We start from the raw sequence: 24384 nt of genomic DNA, 5'->3' as shown, positions 1-24384 counted from the left end.
GTGAGGAACCCCTCGTGTCCGACCCCACCCCTCCCCGCCGTCGTATCGGCCCCTACGAGCAGAGCCTGATCGAGAGCCGCGCCCGGCGTGAGGCCCTCGAGGCCGAGCGCGCCCAACGTGCTGCTCGCTGGCGCAGCCAGATCATCGCCGCCGCCCTCGGCGTCCTGCTGCTGGCCGGCGGCGTCGTGGGCGGTGTGCTCTGGCGAGGCGCGCGCGAGACCACCTCGACAGCCGCCGCCTCGTGTGCCGGCCGCACTCCCGTGTCCCTCTGGGTCTCTCAGGCGGCACAGCCGGCTCTCGCGGCCGTCGCCCAGGAGTACGAGTCGGCCCCGGCCTCTCCCTGCGTCCACTTCCTCGTCACCGCCAAGTCACCGGTGGAGGCCATGATCGGGCTCGGTCCCGGGCAGCCCGGGCGCCCGGACGGCTGGGTGCCCGACTCGGCGCAGTGGGTGCAGCGCGCCAACGCCACCGCCAAGCTCGCCGCCAAGCCGGCCGAGCCCTTCGCCAAGAGCCCCCTCGTCATCGCGATGGACGCGCAGCAGGCGGGCCGGCTCGGTGGGCAACCCTCCTGGCCAGACCTCGTCGCCGGCGACGGCACGCTCCGGGTCAGCGACCCGCGGTCCACCACGGCCGGCATGCTGACCCTGGCCGCGGCCCTTCCGGGGCTCTCCCGGGAACAGGGACGGACCGCCCTGCCCAGGCTCGCGAAGACCACCGCTGCGTCGGTCGACGAGCTCTTCCGCGCGCACGACGCCGACCCCGCCCAGGCCCAGGCATTCCCGGTGGCGGAGGCCGACCTCGTCCGGCACAACCGCGTGTCCCCCGGCCACACCATGGTGTCGGTGACGCCCCGCGAGGGCACGCCACCGTTCGAGTTCTCGCTCGTCGACGTCGCGACCGACCCGGCCCGGGCTCGGCTCGTCGAGCTGCTGAGGGCGCACCTGGCGACGCCCGCGGCCGCCACGGTGCTCGCCCAGTACGGCCTGCGATCCACGGCCCACCCCGTCGCCCCCGCGCCGCCGAAGGGCAGCGTGGGCGCGGTGGCCGTCGGGGCGAGCGTCGACGCGGGCTCCGTCACCGCGGCCACCGACGCGTGGCAGGCCGTCACGGCGGAGTTCTCCCTCCTGTCGGTGTTCGACGTGTCCGGGTCGATGAAGCAGAAGGTGGGCTCGAGCACCCGGATCGGCGTCACCCAGGAAGCCGCGGGCATCGCCCTGGCGACGTTGCCGGCCTCCACGAAGCTGGGGCTCTGGATGTTCTCCACCGACATCGGGGTGAACGGCGTCGACTACCGCGAGCTCGCACCGATCGGTCGCCTCGACGACCCCCGACAGCGCCAGGCTGTGGTCCAGGCCCTGGGGAGCCTCTCCAACCACATCGGAGGAGGCACCGGCCTCTACGAGACGATCTGGGCGGCCTACCAGCAGGCGCAGCAGGACTACGACCCCGACCGCGTCAACGCCGTCGTCATCCTCACCGACGGTCGCAACGACGACCCCACCGGCATGACTCTTCAGCAGCTCGAGGCCAAGCTGCAGGCAGCGTGGGACCCGCAGCGACCGGTCGCCGTCACGACCATCGGGGTCGGGCCCGACGTCGACCCGGCTGCGCTGTCGCAGATCTCGACCATGACGCACTCCAGGTTCTATGCGGCGCCCTCGGCAGGTGACATGAAGACCGTGCTCGCGCGTGCCCTGTTCGACCACACCTGCAAGAACGGCCGCTGCGTCTGAGAGGGGCCACGAGGAAGGGTCGTGGCCCCATGGAGGCCACGACCCTTCTCGTGCTGCGCGTCTCGGTCGGCTCGTCAGCCCTTGACGGCTCCCGAGGTCATGCCGCGGATGAAGTACCGCTGCAGCGACAGGAACACGAGGATCGGGACGATGATCGTGATGTAGCCGGCGGCCGGGATGAGCTCCCGGCCCGCTCCGGTCTGTCCCTGCAAGCCTTGCAGCGCCACCGTCGCGACCGTGTTCTCGCCGCGGCCGAGGAAGATCAGCGCGACGAGCAGGTCGTTCCACACCCACAGGAACTGGAAGATGGCGAACGAGGCCAGAGCAGGCATCGACATCGGCATGATGAGCCGCCAGAACGTCGTGAAGTGGCTCGCGCCGTCGATCTTCGCCGACTCGATGACCGCCGTGGGCAGCCCCGACATGTAGCTGCGGAGGATGTAGATCGCGAGCGGCATGCCGAACCCGATGTGCGCAAGCCAGACCGCGATGAACGTGCCGTTGAGGCCCAGGCCCGAGTAGAGCTTGACGAGGGGCACGAACGCGACCTGGTTGGGGACGACCAGCAGGGCCACAACGATGATGAAGACGACGTCGCGCCCCTTCCACTGCATGAAGGTGAACGCGTAGGCCGCGAACGCCGCGATGAGGATCGGGATCACCGTCGCGGGGAGCGCCACGATGAGGCTGTTGAGGAACGCCTGGGCCATCGGGATGCCGGTGGCCTGGTCGGAGGTCAGGACCGTCGTGTAGTTCTGGATGGTCCAGGAGGACCCGAACGGGTTGAAGAAGGCCGTCCACCAGCCCGAGGCGAACTGCTCGTCACGCGGGCGGAACGAGTTGACGAGCATGCCGAGCGCCGGGATCATCCACGCGATGCAGAGGATGAGCAGGCCGATGCGCACCGGCCAGTTGGCCGACCCGCTACCGGTGCCGGGCTTGCTCTGGCGAATGACCTGGGGCTCATCGGCGGGGGCGCCCGTGCCCGGCTGCAACGTGGTGGTCATCGTGCTGCCTCCTCGGCCCTGAAGTGGCGGACCTGGTAGATGAGGATCGGGATGACGGCGAGCAGCAGGATCACGACGATCGCCGACGCGTAGCCGGCGTTGCCCTGGGTGTAGAGCTCGTCGTAGAAGCGCCGCCCGATGACGTCGGTGTTGTAGGCGCCGTTGGTCGTGACGTAGACGACGTCGAACACCTTCATCACGCCGATGAGCACCGTGATGAACACGGTGATCACCGTCGGCCAGATCTGCGGGACGATGATGCTGAAGAAGATTCGGCGCTCACCGGCTCCGTCGATGCGGCCCGCCTCGACGGTGTCCTCGGGGACGCCCTTGATCGCGGCCGAGAGCAGCACCATCGAGTAGCCGACCTGCGTCCAGATCAGGATGATCATCAGCAGCAGGCTGTTGAAGTGCAGGGTGCTCTGGCCGTACCAGAAGACCGGATCCTTGCCGAAGAAGCCGAGGATGGCATTGAGGATGCCCGTCTGCGGCGCCCCCGCCGGCTGGTAGTCGTAGACGGTGCGCCAGATGGTCGCGGCACCGACCATGCTGATCGCCATCGGCAGGAAGATGAAGGTCTTCGTCGTCTTCTCGCCGCGGGCTCGCAGACGGTCCGCCAGCACTGCGACGCCCAGGCCGAGGACCACCGTCATCGCTGGAACGATGATGATCCACAACACGTTGTTGAGCAGCACCTGCAGGAACGTGCTGTCGGTCAGCAGGTCCTTGTAGTTCTTGAGCCCGACGAACTCCGAGGAGTCGTCGTTGGCGAAGCTGTACTCGATCGTCACGATCGCCGGGTAGATGAGGTAGACGGCGATGGCGAGGATCGCCGGGCCCGCGAACATCCACGGTTTGACCCGGTCCTCCCACCGGCCCTTCAGGGACTCGGCCAGCTTGTTGAGGATCCAGAAGATGATGATGGCGCCGCCGATGCCCCCGATGATCGCGATCACCGCGTTGGCGATCTTGATGGCCATGGCACTTCCTCTCTTCGTTGAAAGGCTGCGCTGTCGACCGCGAGGACGACCGGGTCGGTCGCCCTCGCGGTCAGGCGGCGTCAGCTACCGGACTTGGGGAAGCTGGCGTCGATGTTGTCGAGCGTCGCGTTGAGGTCCTGCTGGCCCGAGAGCCACTTGACCGGCTCGGTCCAGAAGGTGCCCGCACCGACCTTGGCCGGCATGGCGTCGGACCCGTCGAAGCGAGCCGCCGTCGCCTTGTAGAGCACGTCGGTCGCGATCTTCTGCAGGGTCTTGTTCGGCAGCAGCGACACGTCGGCCGTCTTGTGCGGGGAGAAGGCGCCGTTCTTGGCCTGCTGGGTGCCGTTCTCCTTGCTGGCGATGAAGTTGCGCAGCTTGAGCACGTTGGCGTCGTTGTTGAAGGCCGCCGCGAGGTCACCGGCGACGAGCACCGGGTTGTCGCCCGCCGTCTTCGGCGGGAACGGGAGCGGGTTCGTCTGGGTGTCGAGCTTGGCGATCACCGAGTCGGGGAAGCCGCCCTTGTTGGCCACGAACGTCGCCTGCTTGAACAGGTAGCAGCCGGGGGGCTGGGTGAAGAGCGCGTTGCCGCCGGTCTGGAAGTTGGTCGCCGGGATGGCCTTGGTGCCACCACGGACGTAGCCGTCGCCGAAGGCGATCTTCTGGAAGTACTCCCAGGCCGGCTTGATCTCCGGGCTGTTGAACTTCAGCTCGCCCTTCACCCACTTGTCGTAGTTGTCGGGCCCGGCGAAGCGCAGGACGAGGTCCTCGATCCAGTCGGTGATGGGCCAGCCGGTCGCCTGGCCGGACTCTGCGGCGATGCACCACGGGGTCTTGCCCTCGGACTTGATCTTCTGGGTGAGGGTGAGCAGGTCGTCGAGCGTGGCGGGGGCCTGGGCACCGAGGCTCTTGAAGGCCGGGGCGTCGGTCCACAGGATGCTCTTGACGCTGACCTCGTTGGGGAGCCCGTAGACCTTGCCGTCGGCGCAGGTGCCGGCATCCACCAGGCCGGGCACCAGCGACTCCTTGTTGGTGGCGACGGTCGCGTCGTCGTAGGGGATCAGCTTCTTCTGCTTGGCCAGGTCGCACATCAGGCCGGGCTGGGGGAAGAGGCCGAGGTCAGGTGGGTTGCCGCCCTGCACGCGGGTGCGGATCTCGGTGTCCCACGAGGCCGACTTGGTGAACTTGACGGTGATCTTGTTCTGGGCTGCCCACGCGGACACGTCCGCCTTGAAGCCGGGCTCGGTGTCCGGGCCGAGGCCGTACATGACCTCGATGGTGGTCTTGCCCGGGCCGCTGGCGGCCGAGCCGTTGGAGGTGCTGCCACCCGAGTTCGACGACAGACACCCCGCTGCAAGACCGGCGACGCCGATCCCCACCAACGCTGTCACGCCAGACCTGCGATTGATCATGCCTGCTCCTCCTTGGAGGGTTGGGGGCTCCATCGGCCCCAAAGCTGACCGGTCACGTCTCATGCCGGCTCCAAACAGGTGTGCCCGGCGTCACCGTCGGACGGTGCTGGTGACGGTTCGGCGCCCGTCGCGTTCATTCAGTGGGTCATGTAGTTCACACTGAACACCACAACAGTGACCCCCGCCACACCTCGACAAAGGTTTTGCCGAAGTTGTTACTACCCGAATCGTGACGTGCCCGGTCGGCACACCTGTCCCGGAGCCGAATCCGGTCATTCGCTCCCTTTGCGGCAGGGCCGAGCCACCTGCCGCGGCGCCGGAGCGACCGATTAGGCTCGCAAGCGGCGTCGTGCCACGACGGCGCGGGGGTGAGGCGCCGCCCGGCGCCGGCCCGAGGAACGACATCGAGGACACGAAGAGATGGCCGAGTTCGCCTACGAGGACCTGCTGCCCATCGGCGCCGACGAGACGCCCTACCGGCTGCTGACGACCGAAGGCGTCCGCGCCGTCGAAGGGCCGGGGGGACGTTCCTTCCTCGAGGTGGATCCAGAGGCCTTGCGGCTGCTCACCGAGACGGCCATGCACGACATCGCGCACTATCTGCGCCCCGGCCACCTGCAGCAGCTGCGCAACATCCTGGACGATGAGGAGGCCAGCAACAACGACAAGTTCGTCGCCCTCGACCTGCTCAAGAACGCCAACATCGCTGCCGGCGGAGTGCTGCCGATGTGTCAGGACACCGGCACCGCCATCGTCATGGGCAAGCGCGGCCAGCACGTGCTGACCCAGGGCGCCGACGAGCGGGCGATCAGCGAGGGCGTCTACGACGCGTACACCCGCCTGAACCTGCGCTACTCGCAGATGGCGCCCATCACGACGTGGGAGGAGAAGAACACCGGCTCCAACCTCCCCGCGCAGGTCGAGCTCTACGCCGACACCGCTCCGGGCCACGAGGCGCAGTACAAGTTCCTCTTCATGGCCAAGGGTGGCGGCTCGGCCAACAAGAGCTACCTCTACCAGGAGACCAAGGCGATCCTCAACGAGGACGCGATGATGCGCTTCCTCGACGAGAAGCTGCGCTCCCTCGGCACGGCAGCGTGCCCGCCGTACCACCTGGCCATCGTGATCGGTGGCACGAGCGCCGAGTTCGCCCTCAAGACAGCCAAGTACGCGTCGGCGAAGTACCTCGACACGCTCCCCAAGTCGGGCGACCCGGTCACCGCACACGGCTTCCGCGACACCGAGCTCGAGGAGAGGGTCCTCGAGCTCACCCGGCAGTTCGGTATCGGCGCCCAGTTCGGCGGCAAGTACTTCTGCCACGACGTCAGGGTCGTGCGCCTCCCCCGCCACGGCGCGAGCCTGCCTGTGGCCATTGCCGTCTCGTGCTCGGCCGACCGCCAGGTGCTGGGCAAGATCACCGCCGACGGTGTCTTCATCGAACAGCTCGAGACCGACCCCGCCCGGTTCCTGCCCGATGCCGGGGCTGTCGACCTCGGCGAGCACGAGGACGACGCCATCGGCATCAGCTCCACGAGCCGCAACGTCGTTGTCAAGGTCGACCTGACGCAGCCGATGGACGATATCCTGGCCGAGCTGTCGAAGCACCCCGTCAAGACGCGACTGTCGCTGACGGGCCCGCTCGTCGTCGCTCGCGACATCGCCCACGCCAAGATCAAGGAGCGCCTCGATGCGGGCGAGCCGATGCCGCAGTACCTCAAGGACCACCCCGTCTACTACGCCGGCCCCGCCAAGACGCCCGAGGGCATGCCGTCCGGGTCGTTCGGGCCCACCACGGCGGGACGCATGGACTCCTACGTCGACCAGTTCCAGGCTGCCGGCGGCTCGAAGGTCATGCTCGCCAAGGGCAACCGCAGCAAGCAGGTCACCGACGCGTGCGCGGCGCACGGCGGCTTCTACCTCGGCTCGATCGGCGGTCCGGCGGCTCGTCTCGCCCAGGACTGCATCAAGCACGTCGAGGTGCTCGAGTACCCCGAGCTAGGCATGGAGGCGGTGTGGAAGATCGAGGTCGAGGACTTCCCGGCCTTCATCGTCGTCGACGACAAGGGCAACGACTTCTTCGCCGAGGTCAGCAAGCCGATGGCCTTCACGATCTCCAAGCGACCCGGTCTCCAGTGAGTGACGAAAGAGGACACAGATGAGTCAGAACGCTTCAGCCGACAAGGGATTCGACGACCTGCTCGCGGCGAACCGTGGCTATGTCGACAACTTCGACATGGCCGGCTTCGACGGCATCGCGCGCGCCGGCGTCGCCATCGTCACGTGCATGGACTCCCGCATCGACCCGTTGGGGCTGGTCGGCCTGAAGCCGGGTGACGCCAAGATCTTCCGCAACCCCGGTGGGCGGGTGGGCTCCTCGGCCCTGGAGGCGCTGGTCCTGGCCACGCACCTGCTCGGTGTCGACCGCATCCTGGTCGTCCCGCACACCCGCTGCGCGATGGCGTCCAACAGCGAGGTGGAGCTGCGCGAACGCGTGGGGGCCAGCGCCGGCAAGGACGCGTCGTGGATGACGTTCCACGCCATCGAGGACCAGGAGCAAGCGCTGCGCGAGGACCTCGCCAAGGTGCGCACGCACCCGCTCATCGCCGAGGGCACCCTCGTCGGCGGCTTCGTCTACGACGTCGACTCGGGGCTGCTCCGGCCCGTCTCCTGACCTCGGTCGACAAGGGAGTGCCCACTCGACGTTCATCGTGGAGTGGGCACTCCCGTACGTCCGGGCCCTTCCGGGCAGAGGGCGTATGCCGTCCCGCTGGTTCGGAGAGGGCCGCTCAGAGCGAGAGCTCTGCCTTGACCACCCCGACCAGCCGGTCGGCGAGGGTGCGCGCCTGGTCACCGTCGGCGGCCTCGACCATGACGCGCACGACCGGCTCGGTGCCCGACTTGCGCAGCAGCACGCGCCCGTTGTCGCCCAGCTCGCCCTCGGCGGCGAGCACGGCGTCGGCCACGGCGGCGTTGGCCTCGAGGGCCGACTTGTCGACGTCCTTGACGTTGACGAGCACCTGCGGGAAGTGGGTCATGATGCCGGCGAGGTCGGCCAGCGTGCGCCCCGTCGCAGCGACGCGGGAGGCGAGCATGAGGCCCGTGAGGGTGCCGTCGCCCGTCGTGCCGTGGTCGAGCATGACGACGTGGCCGGACTGCTCACCGCCGAGCGCGTAGCCGCCGGTCTTCATCTCCTCCAGCACGTAGCGGTCGCCGACGGCGGTCTGCACGACCTTGATGCCGGCGCTGCCGAGGGCCTGGATCAGGCCGAGGTTGGACATGACGGTCGCGACCAGCGTGTCGTTGCGCAGAACTCCCTGCTCCTTCATGGCGAGCGCGAGGATCGCCATGATCTGGTCGCCGTCCACGTCACAGCCCGCCGCGTCCACGGCCAGGCAGCGGTCGGCGTCGCCGTCGAGCGCGATGCCGAAGTCAGCCCCCTCGGCCACGACAGCCTGCCGCAGGTGCTCGACGTGGGTGGAGCCGTAGCCGTCGTTGATGTTGAGGCCGTCGGGCTCTCCCCCGATCACGGTGACGCGGGCGCCTGCCTCGCGGAAGGCCCGCGGGGCCACTTCGAAGGCGGCGCCGTGCGCCGCGTCGATGACGACGTGGAGCCCGTCGAGGCCGTGGGGCAGCACCGAGAGCAGGTGGGCGACGTAGCGGTCGGCGCCGTCGGCGAGCCGGGTGATCCGGCCGACGTCCGCGCCGGTGGGCCGCTGCCAGTCCTCGCGGAGCCGTCCCTCGATACGGTCCTCGAGGTCGTCGGCGAGCTTGTGGCCGCCTCGGGCGAAGAACTTGATGCCGTTGTCGGGCATCGGGTTGTGGGACGCCGAGAGCATCGCTCCGAGGTCGGCGTCCTGCTCGCCGACGAGGTAGGCGATGGCCGGGGTGGGGAGCACTCCGGCGTCGCGCACGTCGACCCCCGACGAGGCCAGGCCCGCCACCGTCGCAGCTGCGAGGAACTCTCCCGAGGCTCGTGGGTCACGTCCGACCACGGCGACCGGACGGTGGCCCTTGAACGCGCCCACCTCCCCGAGGACGTGCGCCGCAGCGACGGAGAGGTCCAGCGCCAGCTCCGCGGTGATGTCCTGGTTTGCCACACCACGGACGCCGTCCGTGCCGAAGAGTCGAGCCACGCGTGAGTGCCTTCCCGGTGAGTGGCCGGGTCGGCCACCTGATTCTGTGCTCGGACGACGATACCCCCACCTGCGGGTGGCGCCCGTCGGACGGCCTCTCAGGCCCCACCGGGTCGAAGCCGCGCCAGCCACACGCCGTCGACATGACTGACGACGTCGGTCAGGCGCGCCAGATCGGCCGAGACCGGGCCGGAGCGCTCGTCGGCGACGATCCAGCGCACCCCTTGCGTCCGGTAGGCGGCCTCCAGGCCCGCCGCGGTGGGGGCCCGCACCAGGGCCAGCTCTGCGTCCAGGCGCGGCTGGTCCCAGAACGGGGCGACCGTGTAGGGCACGCCCGGCTGCAGCCCCTCCAGCAGACGCGGGGCGTAGCCGTAGCCGCCGACGTCGGTGCGCAGTCCGGACAGCGCCGACACGGAGAAGTCCCGGTTGTCCTGGCGGCCGGCCGGGGAGAGGCCGCTCCACACCCGGTTGGTCGCCACGATGTCGCCCGGCGACGCGTGTAACCTGAGGTACTGGCCCGCCTGGAACAGCGCCGGGCTGATCGCCGGTCGCTTCGCGCGGTCCGTCGCCGGCGAGGCGCTATGAGGCGTGCCCGGGTCGGACAGCGGGGCCAGCGACTGCAGGACGGCGAAGCCTCCCGCCCCCACCGCGGCCACGACGAGCAGCGCGGCCCAGGTGCCGCGGTGCAGGACGTCGAGCGAGCGACGCCCGACGAGCCACACCAGGGTGACGACCAGCAGCAACACGCCCAGGGTCGCCAGCGTCGGCGCGAGCCACGTCTGGGCCATCTCGGTGGTGCCGGTCAGGCTGGCGAGGCTCGTCGGCCGTCGACCGTTCGACGGGAGCAGCCGGCGTACGACCGCGACGGTGACGAAACCGGCTGCCGCGAGGCCCAGGAGCACGAGCACGCGACTTCGCACCTGTGCGATCGGTGCCTGGTCCGACTCGGCACGGGGGGCCAGCTCCGTCCTGACGAGCTCGGCTACCCCCGCGCCGGACAGGGCGTACCCGATCGGGAGTGCCGCCATGGTGAAGTAGTACTGGCTGGCACTGGGATGGGTGAACGCCATTGCGGCCAGGACGCCCGCGAGCACCGTGCCGGCCCCGATCCACCCGGCCGGGTCGCCGGGGCGACGTCGCAGCAGGACGAGGACGCCGAGAGCCGGCAGCACGGTGGGGACCCACCGGCGCAGCAGGCTGACGAGGACCGCCGTGGTCTCGGCCCCCGGGTCGGTGACCTGGTGTCCGTACACCAGCGAGGACTGCGCCGCCGGCCACGCCCCGGGGTCGAGGCGCAGGCCGTAGGCACCGGGGTAGATCACCAGCACGGCCAGGACCATGACGACGACGAGGATGCCGAGGCAGACGGCGTAGCGCAGCACCAGGCCCTTCAGGGCGCCCGGAGCGGCCCGCCGGTGGCGCCACTCGAGGACGAGGGCGGCGAGCCCGGCCAGGGCCACCCCGCCGACGATGACGGGCAGCTGCGCCGACTTGGCTCCCGCGGCGCCGACGGCGAAGAAGGGCAGGAGGGCTGCGGGTGCCCGGGAGTCGTCGGATGACCGCCGGAGCACGGCGATCAGGCAGCCCACCAGGGCGAGGCCGAAGACCCAGCCCAGCAGGGCCGTCGGGCTGACCTCCCAGTAGCCCGGGACGGGGCTGAGGCCGCCCTCGGTCCACACGTCCGACGGGAGCGGGCGCACGAGCGCGACTCCTGCTGCTGCGCCGAGACCGCCGCTCCAGTGCCCGGTCGCCTGACGCCCGACCGCCGCGGCGAGCAGCACCAGCATCACGACGAGGACAGACGGCAGGAGACGGGTGACGACGTCGAGGTCGTCGAGGCCGCTGCCGCTCAGCTGGGCGGCGAGGGCGTGGAAGAACCAGTGGTAGCCGAGCGGCTCGCCGTTGACCATGGGATAGCCGGGCACGAGGTTGCGACGCGCCTCGCCCGTCAGTGCCGCCTGGTAGAGCAGGTCCTGGTAGTAGAGCTGGAAGCGTGCGGTCGGCTGTGGGGCCGTCTTGGACAGCCCCATGACCCACATCCAGCGCACGACCGCGAGGAGGACCAGCGCCAGGGCGGCCCATGCCGGCCAGGGAGCCCGCCCGCCGCCGCCATCTGCCGTGCGGAGGACCCGGCGCCGGGTCGCCGGGACGGCGAGCAGTACCACCGCGACGAGTGGCCCGACGACGAGGGTCGGCAGGGAGTGACCCACGAGGTGACCCACGAGCCAGGTCGCCAGCGCGAGCACCAGACCCGCCGGCCCGGCCCACCCGAGGTCCGTGGTGCTGACGGGACCGCTGCGGAGGCAGCGCGTCAGCACCCACCCGGGCAGGAGGACACCGAACAGGACGACTGCGAGCCACCACGACACCAGGCCCGGGGACGACCCGGTCGACACCCACGCGACCACCAGGGCAGCCGCAGCCGCTCCCAGCAGGCACACCTGGCCCACGATCCGACTGCGCATGCACAGAGGGTGCCATGCGATCTTGGGAACGCCTGACAACGTCGGGCGCGGCGGCGAGGACGGTCGAGACAGGCCGAAGCCCCCGAGCGGTGCTCGGGGGCTTCGGAAGTCAGCGCGACTGGAGCCAAGCGGTGATGCTCGGCGCCAGCCGAAGCATCAGCGCTTGGAGTACTGCGGGGCCTTGCGGGCCTTCTTGAGACCGGCCTTCTTGCGCTCGGGCACGCGCGGGTCGCGCGTGAGGAAGCCGGCCTTCTTGAGGGCGGGACGGTTCAGCTCCTCGTCGACGCCGTTGAGCGAGCGGGCCACGCCGAGGCGCACTGCGCCGGCCTGGCCGGAGGGGCCACCACCGTGCACGCGGACCAGGACGTCGTACGAGCCGTCGAGCTCGAGGAGCGTCAGCGGCTCCTTGACGATCTGCTGGTGCACCTTGTTGGGGAAGTACGCGTCGAGCGTGCGGCCGTTGATCTTCCACTCGCCGGTGCCCGGCACGATGCGCACGCGGGCGATGGCCTGCTTGCGACGTCCGGTGGCAGCGCCGGGCGTCGAGACCTGGCGGGCGCGGCGGGGCTCGCCGAGGGCGGAGTCGGACGCCGAGGACTCGCTGGTGTACTCGGTCAGCTCGGGCTCGTCGGTGTCGAGGACGTCCTCGTTCACGATGTCAGTCACGTGTCTTGTCGCTTTCTACGCAGCAGCCGGGGGCTTACTGCGCAACCTGGGTGATCTCGAAGGGGACGGGCTGCTGGGCCGCGTGCGGGTGCTCGGCACCGCGGTAGACCTTGAGCTTGGAGAGCTGCTGGCGGGCCAGCGAGTTCTTCGGGAGCATGCCGCGGATGGCCTTCTCGACGGCCTTCTCGGGGCTCTTGGCGAGCAGCTCGGTGTAGGAGGTCGACCGCAGACCACCCGGGAAGCCGGAGTGGCGGTAGGCCTTCTTCTGCTCGAGCTTGGCGCCGGTGAGGGCGACCTTGTCGGCGTTGACGATGATGACGAAGTCACCGGTGTCGACGTGCGGCGCGAACTGCGGCTTGTGCTTGCCCCGGAGCAGGACAGCGGCCTGGCTCGCGAGACGGCCGAGCACGACGTCGGTCGCGTCGATGACGTGCCACGTGCGAGTGACCTCGCCGGGCTTCGGGGTGTACGTGCGCAATGGAGTCTGCCTTCGCTTGAAATGGTGGAGCAGTGTGAATGCCGCTGGGCTCGGTCCGCGTCGCCCGCTCCCCGTGATCCGGAGGGTGAGCTGGGTTCGCCTGACGGCCCGGTGCACAACTTCATCCATGTTACGGGGTCGTGGCGTCGCACCCAAATCACCGCCGGACGACCCGGAAACCGCTGCTGACCTGCAGAAACGCGCTTGCCGAAGCAGCATGCACGACTCTTGTGCAAACAGACTGTGCACAGGTATTGTGCACACTATGGCTGCACCCGACCCCACGCATACGCCCTCCGAGGACAGCGTCTGGCTCACTCCCGAGAGCCTGCGCGTGCTCGCGCACCCCTTGCGCTCCCGCCTGCTCAGCGCCCTGCGACGCCACGGACCGTCGACAGCCACCGACCTCGCGACGCTCCTCGGGACCAACTCGGGCGCGACGAGCTACCACCTGCGCAAGCTCGAGTCCGTCGGGCTCGTCCAGGACACCGGGGAGGGCGAGGGCAAGCGGCGCCTGTGGCGTGCCGGCTCGGAGTACCACGCCTGGCACCCGAGCGACTTCGAGGGCGACGAGGACTCCGAGACCGCCCTGAACTGGCTGACGCGCGACTACGCCCGCCACTTCAGCGAGCAGTACGACCGGTGGCTGGATGTCTCCACCACCTGGCCCACCGCCTGGCAGGACGCCTGCGGCTCGAGCGACGCCTCCGTCCTCGTCACACCCGAGGCGCTCGAGTCCCTCCGCGAGGAGATGTGGGACCTCATCGAGCGCTACCGCCGCGTGGGGCAGGGCAACCCGCAGGCCCGCCGCATCGCCGTCTACGCCTTCGCCTACCCGCTCGACCTCGACCGCCCGCCGGCCGACACCAGCCGCGAGACGTCCCGATGACCACGCCGGCCACGGCGCCGAGCCCGTATGCCGTCCTCTCCCCCGCCGCCGCCCGCCGCGTCTTCCTCACGCTCACCCTCACCCGCTGGTTCCCGGTCGGCCTCGTCGTCGGGCTGCTCACGCTCTGGCAGCTCGAGCGGGGCCTGTCGGTGGGTCAGGCCATGACGGTGACCTCGGCGGCCGGCCTGACGATCTTCGCGCTCGAGCTGCCGACGAGCGGTTTCGCCGACGCCTTCGGACGCCGTCCGGTCTTCGTCGTGTCGGCCGTGGTCAACGTGGTGGCGAGCGGGATCCTGCTCGTGGCCCACTCGTTCTGGGCCTTCCTGGCCGCCTCGGTGCTGACCGGCGTCTTCCGGGCCCTGGACTCCGGACCCCTCGAGGCCTGGTTCGTCGACACCGTGCACGCGACGACGCCCGGCGCCGACGTCGACGGCGCGCTCTCGGCGCAGGGCACCGCGGTGGGCGGAGGCATCGCGGTCGGCGCGCTGCTCTCCGGTGGACTCGTCTGGTGGCACCCGTTCGCGGACGCCTCGGCGCTCGTGCTGCCGGTCGCGGTCTTCGTCGGGCTCAACGTCGTCCACCTCGTCGCCGTGCTCGTCCTCCTGCGCGAGCCTCCCTCGGCCGAGCACCTCGACACCTCCGGGGCGCGGCGCGCGCTCGCCTCGGCCAAGGAGTCCCCGGCCGTGGTGCGAGAGGGCCTGGGCATGCTGCGCGACAACGTGGTCCTGCGCGGCATCGTGACCGTGGAGCTCTTCTGGTCTGTCGCGATGATCGTCTTCGAGACCTTCCAGCCGATCCGGCTGGCCGAGCTCGTGGGCGGCGAGGAGCGCGCCGGTGCCCTGATGGGCCCGGTCGCCGCGGCGGGATGGGCCGTCTTCGCCGTCGGGGCCGCCCTGGCCGGGTGGGCGAGCCGGCGCATGGGCGTGGCCCGCACCGCGATCCTGGCCCGCATCCTCAACGGGCTCGGTGCCGTCGTCATGGGCCTGGTGGCGGGTCCGGCAGCCCTGATCGCCGCCTACGGCGTGACGTACCTGCTGCACGGGTCGGCCGGACCGATGCACTCGGCCCTGCTGCACCGCGAGGCGCAGGCGCGCAACCGGGCCACCGTGCTGTCGATGAACTCGATGGTGGCCTCGATTGCGTTCGGCGTCGCCGCTCCCCTCTTCGGGGTGCTCGCCGACCGGACCTCCACGCAGCTGGCGATGGTGTGCGCGGGCGCGTTCAGCATCGTGGGTGCATGGTTCTACCGGCACAGCCTGCGCGCCGAGAGGCAGGCGGTCACCTCCGCCTTGCCCCTGCCCTCGGGCGAGCGCCCCGTGCCCGTGGACTGACCGGCGGCACGAGGCCCGCGAGCAGGTCAGGCGGCGGGCGCCGTGGCGTCGTCGAGCTCGGCGAGGTCCTCGGCGGTCGGCTCCCACAGGCCCGCCTGGACGTTCTCGAGGACCTGCTCCGGTCGGGTCGCCCCCGCGATGACCGACGCCACCGCCGGCTGGGCCGCGAGCCCGCCGATCGCGACGTCGATGGGGCGCAGGCCCCGCTCGGCGGCATACGCCTCGAGCCGCTCGATGGTGTCCCAGTCGGCGGAGGCGAGCCGGTCGGCCATCCCGGCGAGACGGGTGCCCTCGGGAGCCGCCTGACCGCGGCGGTACTTGCCCGTGAGCAGGCCGGAGGCAAGCGGGAAGAAGGGCAGCAGCCCCACGCCCACGTGCTCGCACGCCGGCACCAGCTCCTCCTCCACGTCGCGCTCGAGCAGCGAGTACTCGTTCTGCGCCGAGACGAACCGTGACGTCCCCGCCGCGCGGGCGGTCCAGTCGGCGTCGACGACCTGCCAGCCGGTGAAGTTGCTGCTCCCGAGGTAGCGCACCTTGCCCTCCCGGACCAGCTCGTCGAGCGCAGCGAGCGTCTCGTCGATCGGCGTCTGCGGGTCGGGCCGGTGCAGCTGGTAGAGGTCGATCCAGTCGGTGCCCAGGCGACGCAGGCTGGCCTCGACCGCCTTGCGGATGTAGCGGCGCGAGCCGCGCACGCCCCAGTCGGGGCCGTTGGCGCCCTGCATGTCCATCCCGAACTTCGTTGCGACGACGACGTTCTCGCGCTCGGAGCCGAGGGCAAGACCGAGCATCTCCTCGCTCGCCCCGTGGCCGTAGATGTCGGCGGTGTCGAAGAGCGTGATACCGCTCTCGAGGGCCTGGCGCACGACGGCGTTGGTGCCGTCCTGGTCGAGGCGCCGGCCGAAGTTGTTGCAGCCGAGCCCCACGGTGGACACGGTGAGTCCGCTGTCGCCGAGCTGCCGGTAGGTCATGTCTGGAGTCGTCGTCACCGCTCCAACGTATGCCGGGGTGTGAGCCCGGGACAGGGCGGGTGCGTCACGCGACGAAGGCCGGCACCCGCCAGCCCTCGTTCCGGCGGATACCGGCCTTCGGGACGGGGCGCTCAGCTCGGCTGGACGAAGACCGCCACCGTGCGCGCCGGCACCGAGAAAGAGCCCGAGCCGCTGTCGTATGCCGCCTGCTTGACGACGCTGTCGGCGCCCTTGGCCTGGACCGGGCTCAGCTGCACCGGGCCGGTGATGCCGGGCACCTTCTGGCTGACGGCGTCGGGCGTGGCGTTGAGGACGACGACCGCTCCGCGCAGCGACGGGTCGACGTCGGCGCCCTTCGTGTCGTCGATCCGCATCACGATGACGCCCTGCTTGGCGTCCGGCGTGCCGGACACCGGGAAGGTGACCTTGGCGTTGATGGCGTCGGCGTTCCCGAGACGGAACAGCTTGGTGCTGAAGCGAAGTCGCAGCAGGTCCTGGGCCATCGCGTCGGCACTGCGCACATCCGCGGCGCTGGGCTTGAGCGCCGGGTCGGCGAGCAGCGGCTTCATGTAGGGCCACTTCGCCGAGTTCTGCTCCTGCGGCGGCAGGCCGTGGCCGAAGCCGTTGTCGGCGCCCGTCCAGTCGAGCCGGTTGAACCAGTCGCCGCTGTCGTAGGAGTCACGGTTGAGCGACTTGCTGCGCAGCAGGTCTGCGCCGGCGTGCCAGAACGAGGGCGTCTGCGCGAGGGCGGTCGTCGCCAGCGACAGGGTGTTCATGCGCACCCGGTCCTGCATCGACGTCGCCACGGGCAGCTTGTACGTCAGCGAGTCGAAGAGCGTCTCGTTGTCGTGCGCGTCGACGTAGCTGACGACCTCGTCCGGCTGGTCGGCATATCCCGCCGGCGCACCGTTGTAGTCGACCTGGGTGCCGTTCACGACGGCTCCGCTCTTCTGGCTGCGGAACGTGAAGGACTTGAGGTTGCCGGCGAGGCCGAGCTCGACCAGGTCGGTGTCGCCGGCCAGGCGGGTCGCGGCGTCGGCGTTGACGGCCGACCCGTTGGGGTCGGTCGCCTCGCCGGAGCCGAAGCCCTGGCGGCGCGGGTCCTCGTCGAAGGGTCCGCCGCCGCGGACGGCGTCGCGCAGCCGGTCGGAGAAGGTGCCGATCCCGGTGCCGCCGAGCTGCCCCTGCGTGGCCTGCACGAACAGCTTGTTGTCGGCGACCTCGCCGAAGTTCCAGCCCTCGCCGTAGAGGTACATCGACCTGCCGTCCACGCCGTCCTTCTGCAGCGTCAGCGCGTCGAGGGCGTGACGCACGGCGAGCATGTTGGCCTTGCTCGCGTGGCCCATGAGGTCGAACCGGAAGCCGTCGACGTGGTAGTTGCGGGCCCACGAGACGACCGAGTCGACCATGAGCTTCTCACCCATGGCGTGCTCGGTGGCCACGTTCTGGCAGCACGTCGAGGTCTCGACCGCGCCGCTCGCGTTGAGCCGGTGGTAGTAGCCGGGCACGATCTTGTCGAGCACGGACGTGTCGGCCTGGCCGGAGGCCGCGGTGTGGTTGAAGACCTGGTCGAGCACGACCCGCAGGCCGTCCTGGTGCAGCGCCCCCACCATCGTGCGGAACTCGGAGACGCGGGCGCCGCCGTCAGCGGCCTTGGCGCTCGAGGCGTAGGAGCCGTCCGGTGCGCTCCAGTGGTAGGGGTCGTAGCCCCAGTTGAAGGCGTCCTTGGAGGCGACGGCACCGACGCACTTCTGCTGCTCTTCGCTGTCGGGCGCGTACGAGGACAGGTCGCACTTCGGCGTCTCCTGCTTGGCCGGGTCCTCCTCGATGGAGGCGATGTCGAAGCTCGGCAGCAGGTGCACGGTGTTGAGGCCGGCCTTCGCCAGCGCCTTGAGGTGGGCACGCCCGTCGCCGTCGGCAGCGAAGGCAAGGTAGCTGCCGCGCAGCGCCGCCGGGACCTTCGCATCGGACACCGAGTAGTCGCGGATGTGCAGCTCGTAGATCGTCGAGTCGACGTGCTGGGCGAGCTTCGGTGAGGGCGTCGTGCGCCAGGCGCTCGGCATGAAGGCCGGGTCGCGCAGGTCGACGGCGACCGAGCGGGTCGAGTTCAGCGTCAGCGCCACGGAGCTGGGGTCGGTCACCACGTTGGTCTCTACCTTGCCGGTGGTGGGCGCCCAGACCTTGACCTCGTAGAGGTAGCGGGCGCCTCGCGCGGACGCACCCAGCGAGGCGCTCCATGCTCCGGACCCGTCGCGCGTCATCGCCGTGCGGCGTGCGGTGTCGACAGGCTGGTCCGCGCTGCCGGCCGGCCACGTCAGCAGGGTCACCTGCTGGGCGGTGGGCGCCCAGAGGCGGAAGCTCACCTGGCCGGAGCCGGCGAAGCTGACGCCGTAGGAGCGGGTCCGCGCGGTCGCGGCATACAAGGCGTCCAGGGCGATGGCCGTCTGGGCGCCGGTGGCGTCGAGCAGCGACCCGGTGGAGTCGTACATCCCCACGGCGACCTGGCCCTTCAGGATCTCGGGCAGCTTCCTGGCGGTCGCCTTGTCGAGACGCAGGGCGACGTAGCCCTTGAGCTCGGGGTGGTCGGCGACGAGCGCTGCCGGCAGGCCGGCCGGGTCGCGGGTCAGGCCTGCCACGGAACCGCCGGTGACGGCCTCGGCGTCGAGTCCCAGGTCACCGGTGCCAGACCAGTGCAGGCGCCACGACAGCGTTGCCGGGTCGGTGCCCGCGGGCAGCGCGGACGCGGGCCAGGCCACGAGGTCTGGACCCACGACGTAGGCCTTGGACTTCGTCAGGTCCGGAGCGGCGCCGGCCCTGCTCGTCCTGACCGCGATCGCGTGCGTCGACAGGACGTAGGTGATCGTCGTCAGGACACCGTCGGCCGGGACGCTGAAGGCGACGTTTGCGCCGCCGGGCGCGCCGCCCGCGCCGTAGTTCTCGTCCCACCCGAGGCCGTGCGCGACCTTGAACTCGTAGCTGCCGGCCGGGATCTGGTCGGTCGTGAACGTGTAGGTGCCGTCGCCGTCGGGGTCCTCGAGCCAGGAGCGCATGCACGAGGGGTCCCAGTCACCGGGGCAGCCGAGCTTGCCCTGGAAGCTGCCGGGCGCCGTGATGATCGGCCCCTGCGCGTCACTGGTGGCCCAGTGCGTGCCGTGGTCGTAGTAGAAGGTGACGCGCTTGCCGCCGGGCGCGGTGTAGGCGATGTTCCCGCCGCCCTTGGCGCCGCCGGCACCGTAGTTCTCGTCCCACGACTTGTCGATGGCGGCCTTGTACTCGTAGTCCCCGGCGGGGATCGAGTCGTAGGAGCCCTTCCAGATCTCGTCCTTGGGGTCGAGGGCCAGCTGGGCCTGCGTGCAGTCCGGCTGCCAGTCGCCCGGGCAGCCCATCTCCGAGTTGTGGTTGCCCGGCACACTCACGTTGCCGGGCTGGGTGACGGGACCGACGCCGCCCGTGCTGCTACCGCCGCCGGAGCTCGCCGGCTCGCCGACGATCCCGTAGGTGGAGGTGGCGGACACGTGTCCCGCGATGTCCTTGGCGACCATGCGGTACTCGAGCAGCGTGCCCTTGGCGACGCCCGACACGTCGTGGAAGACGCGGTAGGGGGCGTTGTCGTCGGTGCCGACCGGCGTCCAGGTGGAGGTGCCGACCGGTCGCTGGAGGAAGGTGACCTCGGCGAAGGTGTTGCCCGGCAGGGCCGCACCGATCTCGGCCCGGCCGCCCACCACGCCGCCGGCGCTGGGTGACGTCGGGTAGATGGCGGGCGCCGACTTCGGCTGCGCCATGGTGTCGTTGGCCTTGTAGACCGCCACCGACAGCGGCGGCACGGTCACGGTGACCCGGCCGTCGGCGGCCACCCGCAGGTCGGTCTTCGAGCCGAGGAGCGGCACGAGCTTGGAGCGGGCGGAGTAGGTGGAGAAGGTCGCCGTCCTGGCGGTCGTGGCGTTGTTGGCCACCACGACGTACTCGCGCTTGGCTGCCTTGTCGATGCGGCTGAAGGCGTAGATGCCGGCTGCGTCGGAGGCGTAGCGGTGCACCTGGGCGCCGTCGGCGAGCGCCGGGTTGGCGGCGCGCAGGGCGGAGAGCGCCTTGATCTGCCGGTACAACGGGGCGTCGGTGTCGTAGTGGGCCGCGGCGCCTTCCGGCTTGTCGCTGCCGACGATGACGTCGTCCTGGTAGATCGGCGTCTGGGTGCCGAACATGTCCTGGCGCGCCCGCTTGTCCCCGAAGTCGCTGGTCGGCCCGGTGAAGCCCTGCTCGTCGCCGTAGTAGACGACCGGCTGGCCGCGGGTGAGGAACATCAGCGAGGTGGCGAGCTGGTCACGCGCGAGCAGGTCGGCACCCTTTGCGCCTCCGGCCAGGAGCATGGCACCGACGCGTCCCATGTCGTGGTTGCCGAGGAAGGTCGGCAGCTCGTACGCGTTGGAGTCGGTGTCGGTGTAGTAGTCGTCGCCGGCGAAGAGGTCACGGATGCCGGTCGTCGCCTTGCCCTGCGCGAAGCCGAGCGCCGCGCCCTGGAAGCCGAAGTCGAGCGTCGCCGGCAGCTTGCCCTGCGTCGTGAACTGGCTCATGTAGGAGGGGTTGCCGTCGTAGACCTCACCGAACATGAAGAAGTTCTTCTTGCCCGTCGCCTTGGCGTGGTCGAGGAGCGCCGGCGAGAAGGCCTGCCAGAACTGCATGTTCACGTGCTTGACGGTGTCGATGCGGAAGCCGTCGACCCCGAAGTCGACCCAGGACTTGTAGATGTCCTCCATGCCCGAGACGACCTTGGGGTTCTCGGTGAAGAGGTCGTCGAGCCCCGAGAAGTCGCCGTAGGTGGCCGACTCACCGGCATACGTCGAGTCGCCGCGGTTGTGGTACAGCGTCGGGTCGTTGAGCCACGCCGGGACCTTCACGTCCTTGTCGGCGTCGGCAACCTTCGGCACGTAGGGGAAGGACGTGGCCGCGGACATGGCCGGGAAGCAGTCCGGGACCGTGGCCACGCCGGTGCAGGCGGGTTTGCCGGCGACGGCCGCGTCGTCGAACGCGTTGCCCTGGGCGTCCTTGTAGGCCTTCGTCGCCTTGTTGACGTAGGTGTAGGTGCCGCCGTCGTACGAGATCACGTCGGCGGTGTGGTTGGTGATGATGTCGAAGTAGACCTTCATCCCCTTCGCGTGCGCGGCGGAGATGAGCGCCTTCATGTCGGCGTTCGTGCCCAGGTGCGGGTCGATCCGGGTGAAGTCGGTGATCCAGTAGCCGTGGTAGCCGGCGCTGGCGTCGGAGCCGGCGCCTTGGACGGGGCGGTTCTTGAACGACGGGGTCAGCCAGATCGCCGTGGTGCCGAGGCCCTTGATGTAGTCGAGCTTGCTCGTCAGGCCCTTGAGGTCGCCGCCGTGGTAGAAGCCCTCGTTGCTCGGGTCGACGCCGGTCGCCATCGGTCCGCCGGTCAGGCCGCCCCGGTCGTTGGCGGTGTCGCCGTTGGCGAAGCGGTCGGCCATGACGAAGTAGAAGCGCTCCCTCGTCGCGAGGTTGCGCAGCGAGGGCGCGGCGAGCTTGGCGTCCTGGGCCGTCGCGGCCCCGGGCAGGTCGGTGGGGGCGACGCCCACCGCGTGGGTCGTGTCGTCGTAGGTGAAACGCAAGGTGGCGGGACCGGCGAGGACCAGCGGCACGTTGCCGCCGTCCCGGCCGTAGCTCTCGCCCCATGCATGGTTGATGGCGACCTTGAGCTCGTAGCTGCCGGCGGGCACCCGGAACTCGGCGGCATACGTCGTCGTGCCGGGCTCGAGGGTGAGGTCCGTCTTCGTGCAGTCGGGCTGCCAGTCGTCGCTGCACCCCAGCTCGCTCTGCAGTGAGCCCACGAGAGTCGCCGTGCGAGGCGCCTCCGCCCGGGCTGAGGGTGCCCCCGTCAGCGGGACCGCCAGTCCGGCCAGGACGAGGGCCGAGATGCTGGCGACGGACAGGGCCGGGCGACGGCGCATGCGCACTCCTTTGTGGGCTCGGTCGCTCGCGCCCGTGTCTGGACGCTCGACCACCGGAGGAGAACGTAGCGCGCAGATCGGACATCTCGCCAGACCTGCGCTGCAACTTCTTGCATTCATGCTCAGAAAGTTGCGAAGTTCTTGCTCGAACCGTCAGCCGGTGCTGGTCGGGCAGACTCAGCGGCTCAGGCCGCCACCGGAGAGCAGCGTGCGCACCGCGGTGCTGAAGTCGGCGACCCGGGTGACCGTCACCCACCCTCCGGCGACCTCGATGTCCTCGGACCAGCCGGGTCCACCGACGACGACCTGGAGGGGCCAGTCCACCGCGGCGAGCTGCCCCCAGAGCGGCTCGGCGCGCTGGCGGGGCAGGGAGGCCCAGAGGAACACCGCTCGGGGATGCGACTCACGCAGGGTGGAGACCAGCGCCTCCGCCGGGACCCGGGGGCCGAGGAAGAGGCTGGCGACGCCGTTGCGGGCCAGCTCGGCCTCCAGCGCCAGGAGGGGCAGGTGGTGCTGCTCGTCGCCGGCGCCGGCGAGCACCACCGGAGAACCGGCGACCCGGAGCCGGTTGGCTCGCACGACGGCGCGCAGCTCGGACTGCAGCAGCTCGCTCGTGAGGTGCTCGGACTGCACGCCGAGTCGACCCTCCTGCCAGAGCTCCCCCACTCGGCGCAGGGCAGGGGCGAAGACCTCCACCCAGGCCCTGCCGACATCGGACCTGCGCATCACCTGCCGGTAGAGCTGCGCCATGGTGCGCGGGTCGAGCGCGCGGGCGGCTGCGACGATCGCCTCGACCAGGGCGGCCGGGTGGTCGTGCGGGCCGAGGGCCTCGCCGGCACCGCCTTGAGCGACGGCTGCGCCGGGCTCCCGATCCGGGTCGAGCTGCTCGAGGACGGCCGCAGCGTCCATGGCGAGCACGGAGTCGGCCGCGCTCTGGGCTGGCACGCCCTGGGCGGTGAGCCGGGCCATCAGGCGCACCCGACGGATGTCGAGCTCGGTGTAGCGCCGGTGGTTGCCGCTGGTGCGCAGGCTGGGTCCCAGACCGTGGCGCCGGTCCCAGGAGCGCAGCGTCGGGGCGGCGATGCCGAGGCGTTCCGACACGACACCGACCGGCCAGCCCAGGCGCGGCACCGCCTCGCCGTCGAGCTCCGTCGCCGAGGGCGTTCCCGCGGGGGGCTGGGTCGTCATGTGCGTTCATCACCGTCCGGGTTGGGTCCCGACTCGGGCGGAGCGGTCCGAGATTCCCGTCATGGACCGCTCCGACACCGATCGGGCGCTCGAATCATAAACTTATGCAAGCCTCTTGTGCAATGCATAGATTCTTGCGTAAGTTCTGCATCAGATCACTCCAGAGCACGCCCGCTGCACCCGCTGCCACCAAGGAGGAAGCATGACCGTCACTCGCCTACCGCGCCCCACGTACTCCTCGTACGAGTGGCAGGAGCAGGGCCGCTGCCGCACCAAGGCCGTCGAGCAGTTCTTCGCCGACGACCAGGACCTCGACCAGCGTGAGCGCCGCGAGCAGACCGAGGCCGCGCGCATGGTCTGCGGCGGCTGCCCGGTGCGCCGGCAGTGCCTCGACCACGCGCTGCGCGTTCCGGAGACCTTCGGCATCTGGGGCGGCACGACGCCGACCGAGCGTGCGCAGATGCTCTGGGACGTCGCCGGCTGACCCAACGGTCTCCGGCAGGGCGGGCGGCCACGACCGCCCTCCCAGATCGGCAGTGCGGGCTCCGCACCGGACGCGGCCTTTCAGCGGACGGCGAGGGCGATGACCTCCGCCGTCGGCAGCCCCGCCAGGTCCGCGCCGTCGAGCAGCAGCTTCGCGCCGCGCACCCCTGCGCCGACCACCACCAGGCCGGCGGTAGCGACGGCCTCGTCGATGAGCACCGGCCAGTCGGCGGGCAGCCCGACGGGTGTGATCCCGCCCTGCTGCATCCCGGTGGCCTCCTGCGCCAGGGCCTGGTCGGCGAACGAGATCTTGCGCGCCCCGAGGTGCCGGCGCACGACCCGGTTGATGTCGGCCCGGTCCGTGGCCAGCACCATCACCGCAGCGTGCGTCGTCGTCTCACCTCGCCGCGCCTCCACGACGACGCAGTTGGCCGACGCCTCCGGCGCCACGTCGTAGGCCTCGCAGAACGCCGCCGTGTCGGCGAGCGATGCGTCGATGGGCGCCACCCGCGCCCCGGGCACGTGCTCGAGCGCTGCGGCGACGGGCGGCGCGAGCAGGTCGGGCCGCTCCGCGGCAGCCACCCACGTCAGGTTTCCTTCGGCACTGGGCATGCGCAGAGCGTATGCCGCCCGCTTCCCGCCGCGCGTCCGGGACCCGCTGTCGACGGCCCTGCGCTCCCGACGGCGGGTCGATGTCTCC

General features: G+C 70.5%; 17 protein-coding genes. 6 read left to right on the top strand and 11 right to left on the bottom strand.

The features are described from left to right. Positions 1-14: 14 nt before the first annotated feature. Entirely contained in the window at positions 15-1733 is a 1719-nt protein-coding gene (locus ABD194_RS12555; protein WP_343991787.1) for a substrate-binding and VWA domain-containing protein, read from the top strand. Positions 1734-1807: 74 nt separating this feature from the next. Here the strand turns inward: ABD194_RS12555 and ABD194_RS12550 are convergent, their stop codons facing one another. From ABD194_RS12550 to ABD194_RS12540, 3 genes are all read right to left on the bottom strand, one after another. Beyond that, entirely contained in the window at positions 1808-2740 is a 933-nt protein-coding gene (locus tag ABD194_RS12550; protein WP_343991785.1) for a carbohydrate ABC transporter permease, read from the bottom strand. Then, positions 2737-3720 (bottom strand): carbohydrate ABC transporter permease, encoded by a 984-nt coding sequence (locus ABD194_RS12545; protein ID WP_343991783.1) that lies wholly within the window; start codon positions 3718-3720, stop codon positions 2737-2739. The genes ABD194_RS12550 and ABD194_RS12545 overlap by 4 nt, the downstream gene beginning before the upstream one ends. Before the next feature lie 80 nt (positions 3721-3800). Then, a complete protein-coding gene (locus ABD194_RS12540; protein ID WP_343991781.1) occupies positions 3801-5129 on the bottom strand; it encodes an ABC transporter substrate-binding protein in 1329 nt (442 codons plus the stop codon). A gap of 420 nt (positions 5130-5549) precedes the next feature. Between ABD194_RS12540 and ABD194_RS12535 the strand changes: the two genes are divergently transcribed. Then, positions 5550-7265, top strand: a complete 1716-nt coding sequence (locus tag ABD194_RS12535) for a fumarate hydratase (RefSeq protein WP_343991779.1) — start codon at positions 5550-5552, stop codon at positions 7263-7265. Positions 7266-7284: 19 nt separating this feature from the next. Continuing rightward, complete coding sequence (locus tag ABD194_RS12530; RefSeq protein ID WP_343991777.1) at positions 7285-7800, top strand: beta-class carbonic anhydrase; 516 nt, start codon at positions 7285-7287, stop codon at positions 7798-7800. 115 nt (positions 7801-7915) lie between these two features. Here ABD194_RS12530 and glmM read toward each other — a convergent pair whose 3' ends face one another. The 4 genes from glmM to rplM form a co-directional block, all read right to left on the bottom strand. Next, on the bottom strand, positions 7916-9262 hold the full coding sequence (glmM, locus tag ABD194_RS12525; protein WP_343991775.1) for a phosphoglucosamine mutase: 1347 nt from the start codon (positions 9260-9262) through the stop codon (positions 7916-7918). A 98-nt stretch (positions 9263-9360) separates the two neighbouring features. Then, a complete protein-coding gene (locus ABD194_RS12520) occupies positions 9361-11727 on the bottom strand; it encodes a hypothetical protein (protein ID WP_343991773.1) in 2367 nt (788 codons plus the stop codon). Positions 11728-11883: 156 nt separating this feature from the next. Further along, positions 11884-12393: a 30S ribosomal protein S9 gene (rpsI, locus tag ABD194_RS12515; protein ID WP_142221255.1), complete on the bottom strand. Its 510-nt coding sequence runs from the start codon at positions 12391-12393 to the stop codon at positions 11884-11886. Positions 12394-12427: 34 nt separating this feature from the next. Continuing rightward, positions 12428-12871 carry a 50S ribosomal protein L13 gene (gene rplM / locus ABD194_RS12510; protein WP_142181460.1) on the bottom strand — a complete coding sequence of 148 codons (444 nt, stop codon included), beginning with the start codon at positions 12869-12871 and terminating at the stop codon, positions 12428-12430. Between the two features lie 265 nt (positions 12872-13136). Here rplM and ABD194_RS12505 point away from each other — a divergent pair, with 265 nt between their 5' ends. Both ABD194_RS12505 and ABD194_RS12500 read left to right on the top strand, forming a co-directional pair. Continuing rightward, a complete protein-coding gene (locus tag ABD194_RS12505) occupies positions 13137-13760 on the top strand; it encodes an ArsR/SmtB family transcription factor (protein ID WP_343991766.1) in 624 nt (207 codons plus the stop codon). Beyond that, positions 13757-15091 (top strand): MFS transporter, encoded by a 1335-nt coding sequence (locus ABD194_RS12500; RefSeq protein WP_343991764.1) that lies wholly within the window; start codon positions 13757-13759, stop codon positions 15089-15091. Before ABD194_RS12505 ends, ABD194_RS12500 begins: the two co-directional genes overlap by 4 nt. 26 nt (positions 15092-15117) lie before the next feature. Here ABD194_RS12500 and ABD194_RS12495 read toward each other — a convergent pair whose 3' ends face one another. From ABD194_RS12495 to ABD194_RS12485, 3 genes are all read right to left on the bottom strand, one after another. Continuing rightward, positions 15118-16059: an aldo/keto reductase gene (locus ABD194_RS12495; protein ID WP_343994133.1), complete on the bottom strand. Its 942-nt coding sequence runs from the start codon at positions 16057-16059 to the stop codon at positions 15118-15120. A 131-nt stretch (positions 16060-16190) separates the two neighbouring features. Beyond that, positions 16191-22013 carry a pullulanase-type alpha-1,6-glucosidase gene (pulA, locus tag ABD194_RS12490; protein ID WP_343991762.1) on the bottom strand — a complete coding sequence of 1941 codons (5823 nt, stop codon included), beginning with the start codon at positions 22011-22013 and terminating at the stop codon, positions 16191-16193. Positions 22014-22190: 177 nt separating this feature from the next. Beyond that, positions 22191-23201, bottom strand: a complete 1011-nt coding sequence (locus ABD194_RS12485) for a MerR family transcriptional regulator (protein ID WP_343991760.1) — start codon at positions 23199-23201, stop codon at positions 22191-22193. 202 nt (positions 23202-23403) lie between these two features. Here ABD194_RS12485 and ABD194_RS12480 point away from each other — a divergent pair, with 202 nt between their 5' ends. Then, complete coding sequence (locus ABD194_RS12480; RefSeq protein WP_343991758.1) at positions 23404-23685, top strand: WhiB family transcriptional regulator; 282 nt, start codon at positions 23404-23406, stop codon at positions 23683-23685. Positions 23686-23765: 80 nt separating this feature from the next. On the opposite strand, the gene ABD194_RS12475 is transcribed toward ABD194_RS12480, so the two are convergent. Then, positions 23766-24296 (bottom strand): YbaK/EbsC family protein, encoded by a 531-nt coding sequence (locus tag ABD194_RS12475; RefSeq protein ID WP_343991756.1) that lies wholly within the window; start codon positions 24294-24296, stop codon positions 23766-23768. Positions 24297-24384 lie beyond the last annotated feature (88 nt).

This window comes from Terrabacter terrae (assembly GCF_039529575.1).
Classification (GTDB): domain Bacteria; phylum Actinomycetota; class Actinomycetes; order Actinomycetales; family Dermatophilaceae; genus Terrabacter; species Terrabacter terrae.
Note: the sequence above shows the minus strand (reverse complement) of the source record. Positions and strands in the feature narration are given on the sequence as shown.

Coding starts and splice junctions, on each gene's coding strand:
- ABD194_RS12550 (WP_343991785.1), bottom strand. CDS start 2,740: ATGACCACCACGTTGCAGCCGGGCACGGGCGCCCCCGCCGATGAGCCC.
- ABD194_RS12545 (WP_343991783.1), bottom strand. CDS start 3,720: ATGGCCATCAAGATCGCCAACGCGGTGATCGCGATCATCGGGGGCATC.
- ABD194_RS12540 (WP_343991781.1), bottom strand. CDS start 5,129: ATGATCAATCGCAGGTCTGGCGTGACAGCGTTGGTGGGGATCGGCGTC.
- ABD194_RS12535 (WP_343991779.1), top strand. CDS start 5,550: ATGGCCGAGTTCGCCTACGAGGACCTGCTGCCCATCGGCGCCGACGAG.
- ABD194_RS12530 (WP_343991777.1), top strand. CDS start 7,285: ATGAGTCAGAACGCTTCAGCCGACAAGGGATTCGACGACCTGCTCGCG.
- ABD194_RS12520 (WP_343991773.1), bottom strand. CDS start 11,727: ATGCGCAGTCGGATCGTGGGCCAGGTGTGCCTGCTGGGAGCGGCTGCG.
- ABD194_RS12505 (WP_343991766.1), top strand. CDS start 13,137: ATGGCTGCACCCGACCCCACGCATACGCCCTCCGAGGACAGCGTCTGG.
- ABD194_RS12500 (WP_343991764.1), top strand. CDS start 13,757: ATGACCACGCCGGCCACGGCGCCGAGCCCGTATGCCGTCCTCTCCCCC.
- ABD194_RS12495 (WP_343994133.1), bottom strand. CDS start 16,059: ATGACCTACCGGCAGCTCGGCGACAGCGGACTCACCGTGTCCACCGTG.
- pulA (WP_343991762.1), bottom strand. CDS start 22,013: ATGCGCCGTCGCCCGGCCCTGTCCGTCGCCAGCATCTCGGCCCTCGTC.
- ABD194_RS12485 (WP_343991760.1), bottom strand. CDS start 23,201: ATGACGACCCAGCCCCCCGCGGGAACGCCCTCGGCGACGGAGCTCGAC.
- ABD194_RS12480 (WP_343991758.1), top strand. CDS start 23,404: ATGACCGTCACTCGCCTACCGCGCCCCACGTACTCCTCGTACGAGTGG.
- ABD194_RS12475 (WP_343991756.1), bottom strand. CDS start 24,296: ATGCCCAGTGCCGAAGGAAACCTGACGTGGGTGGCTGCCGCGGAGCGG.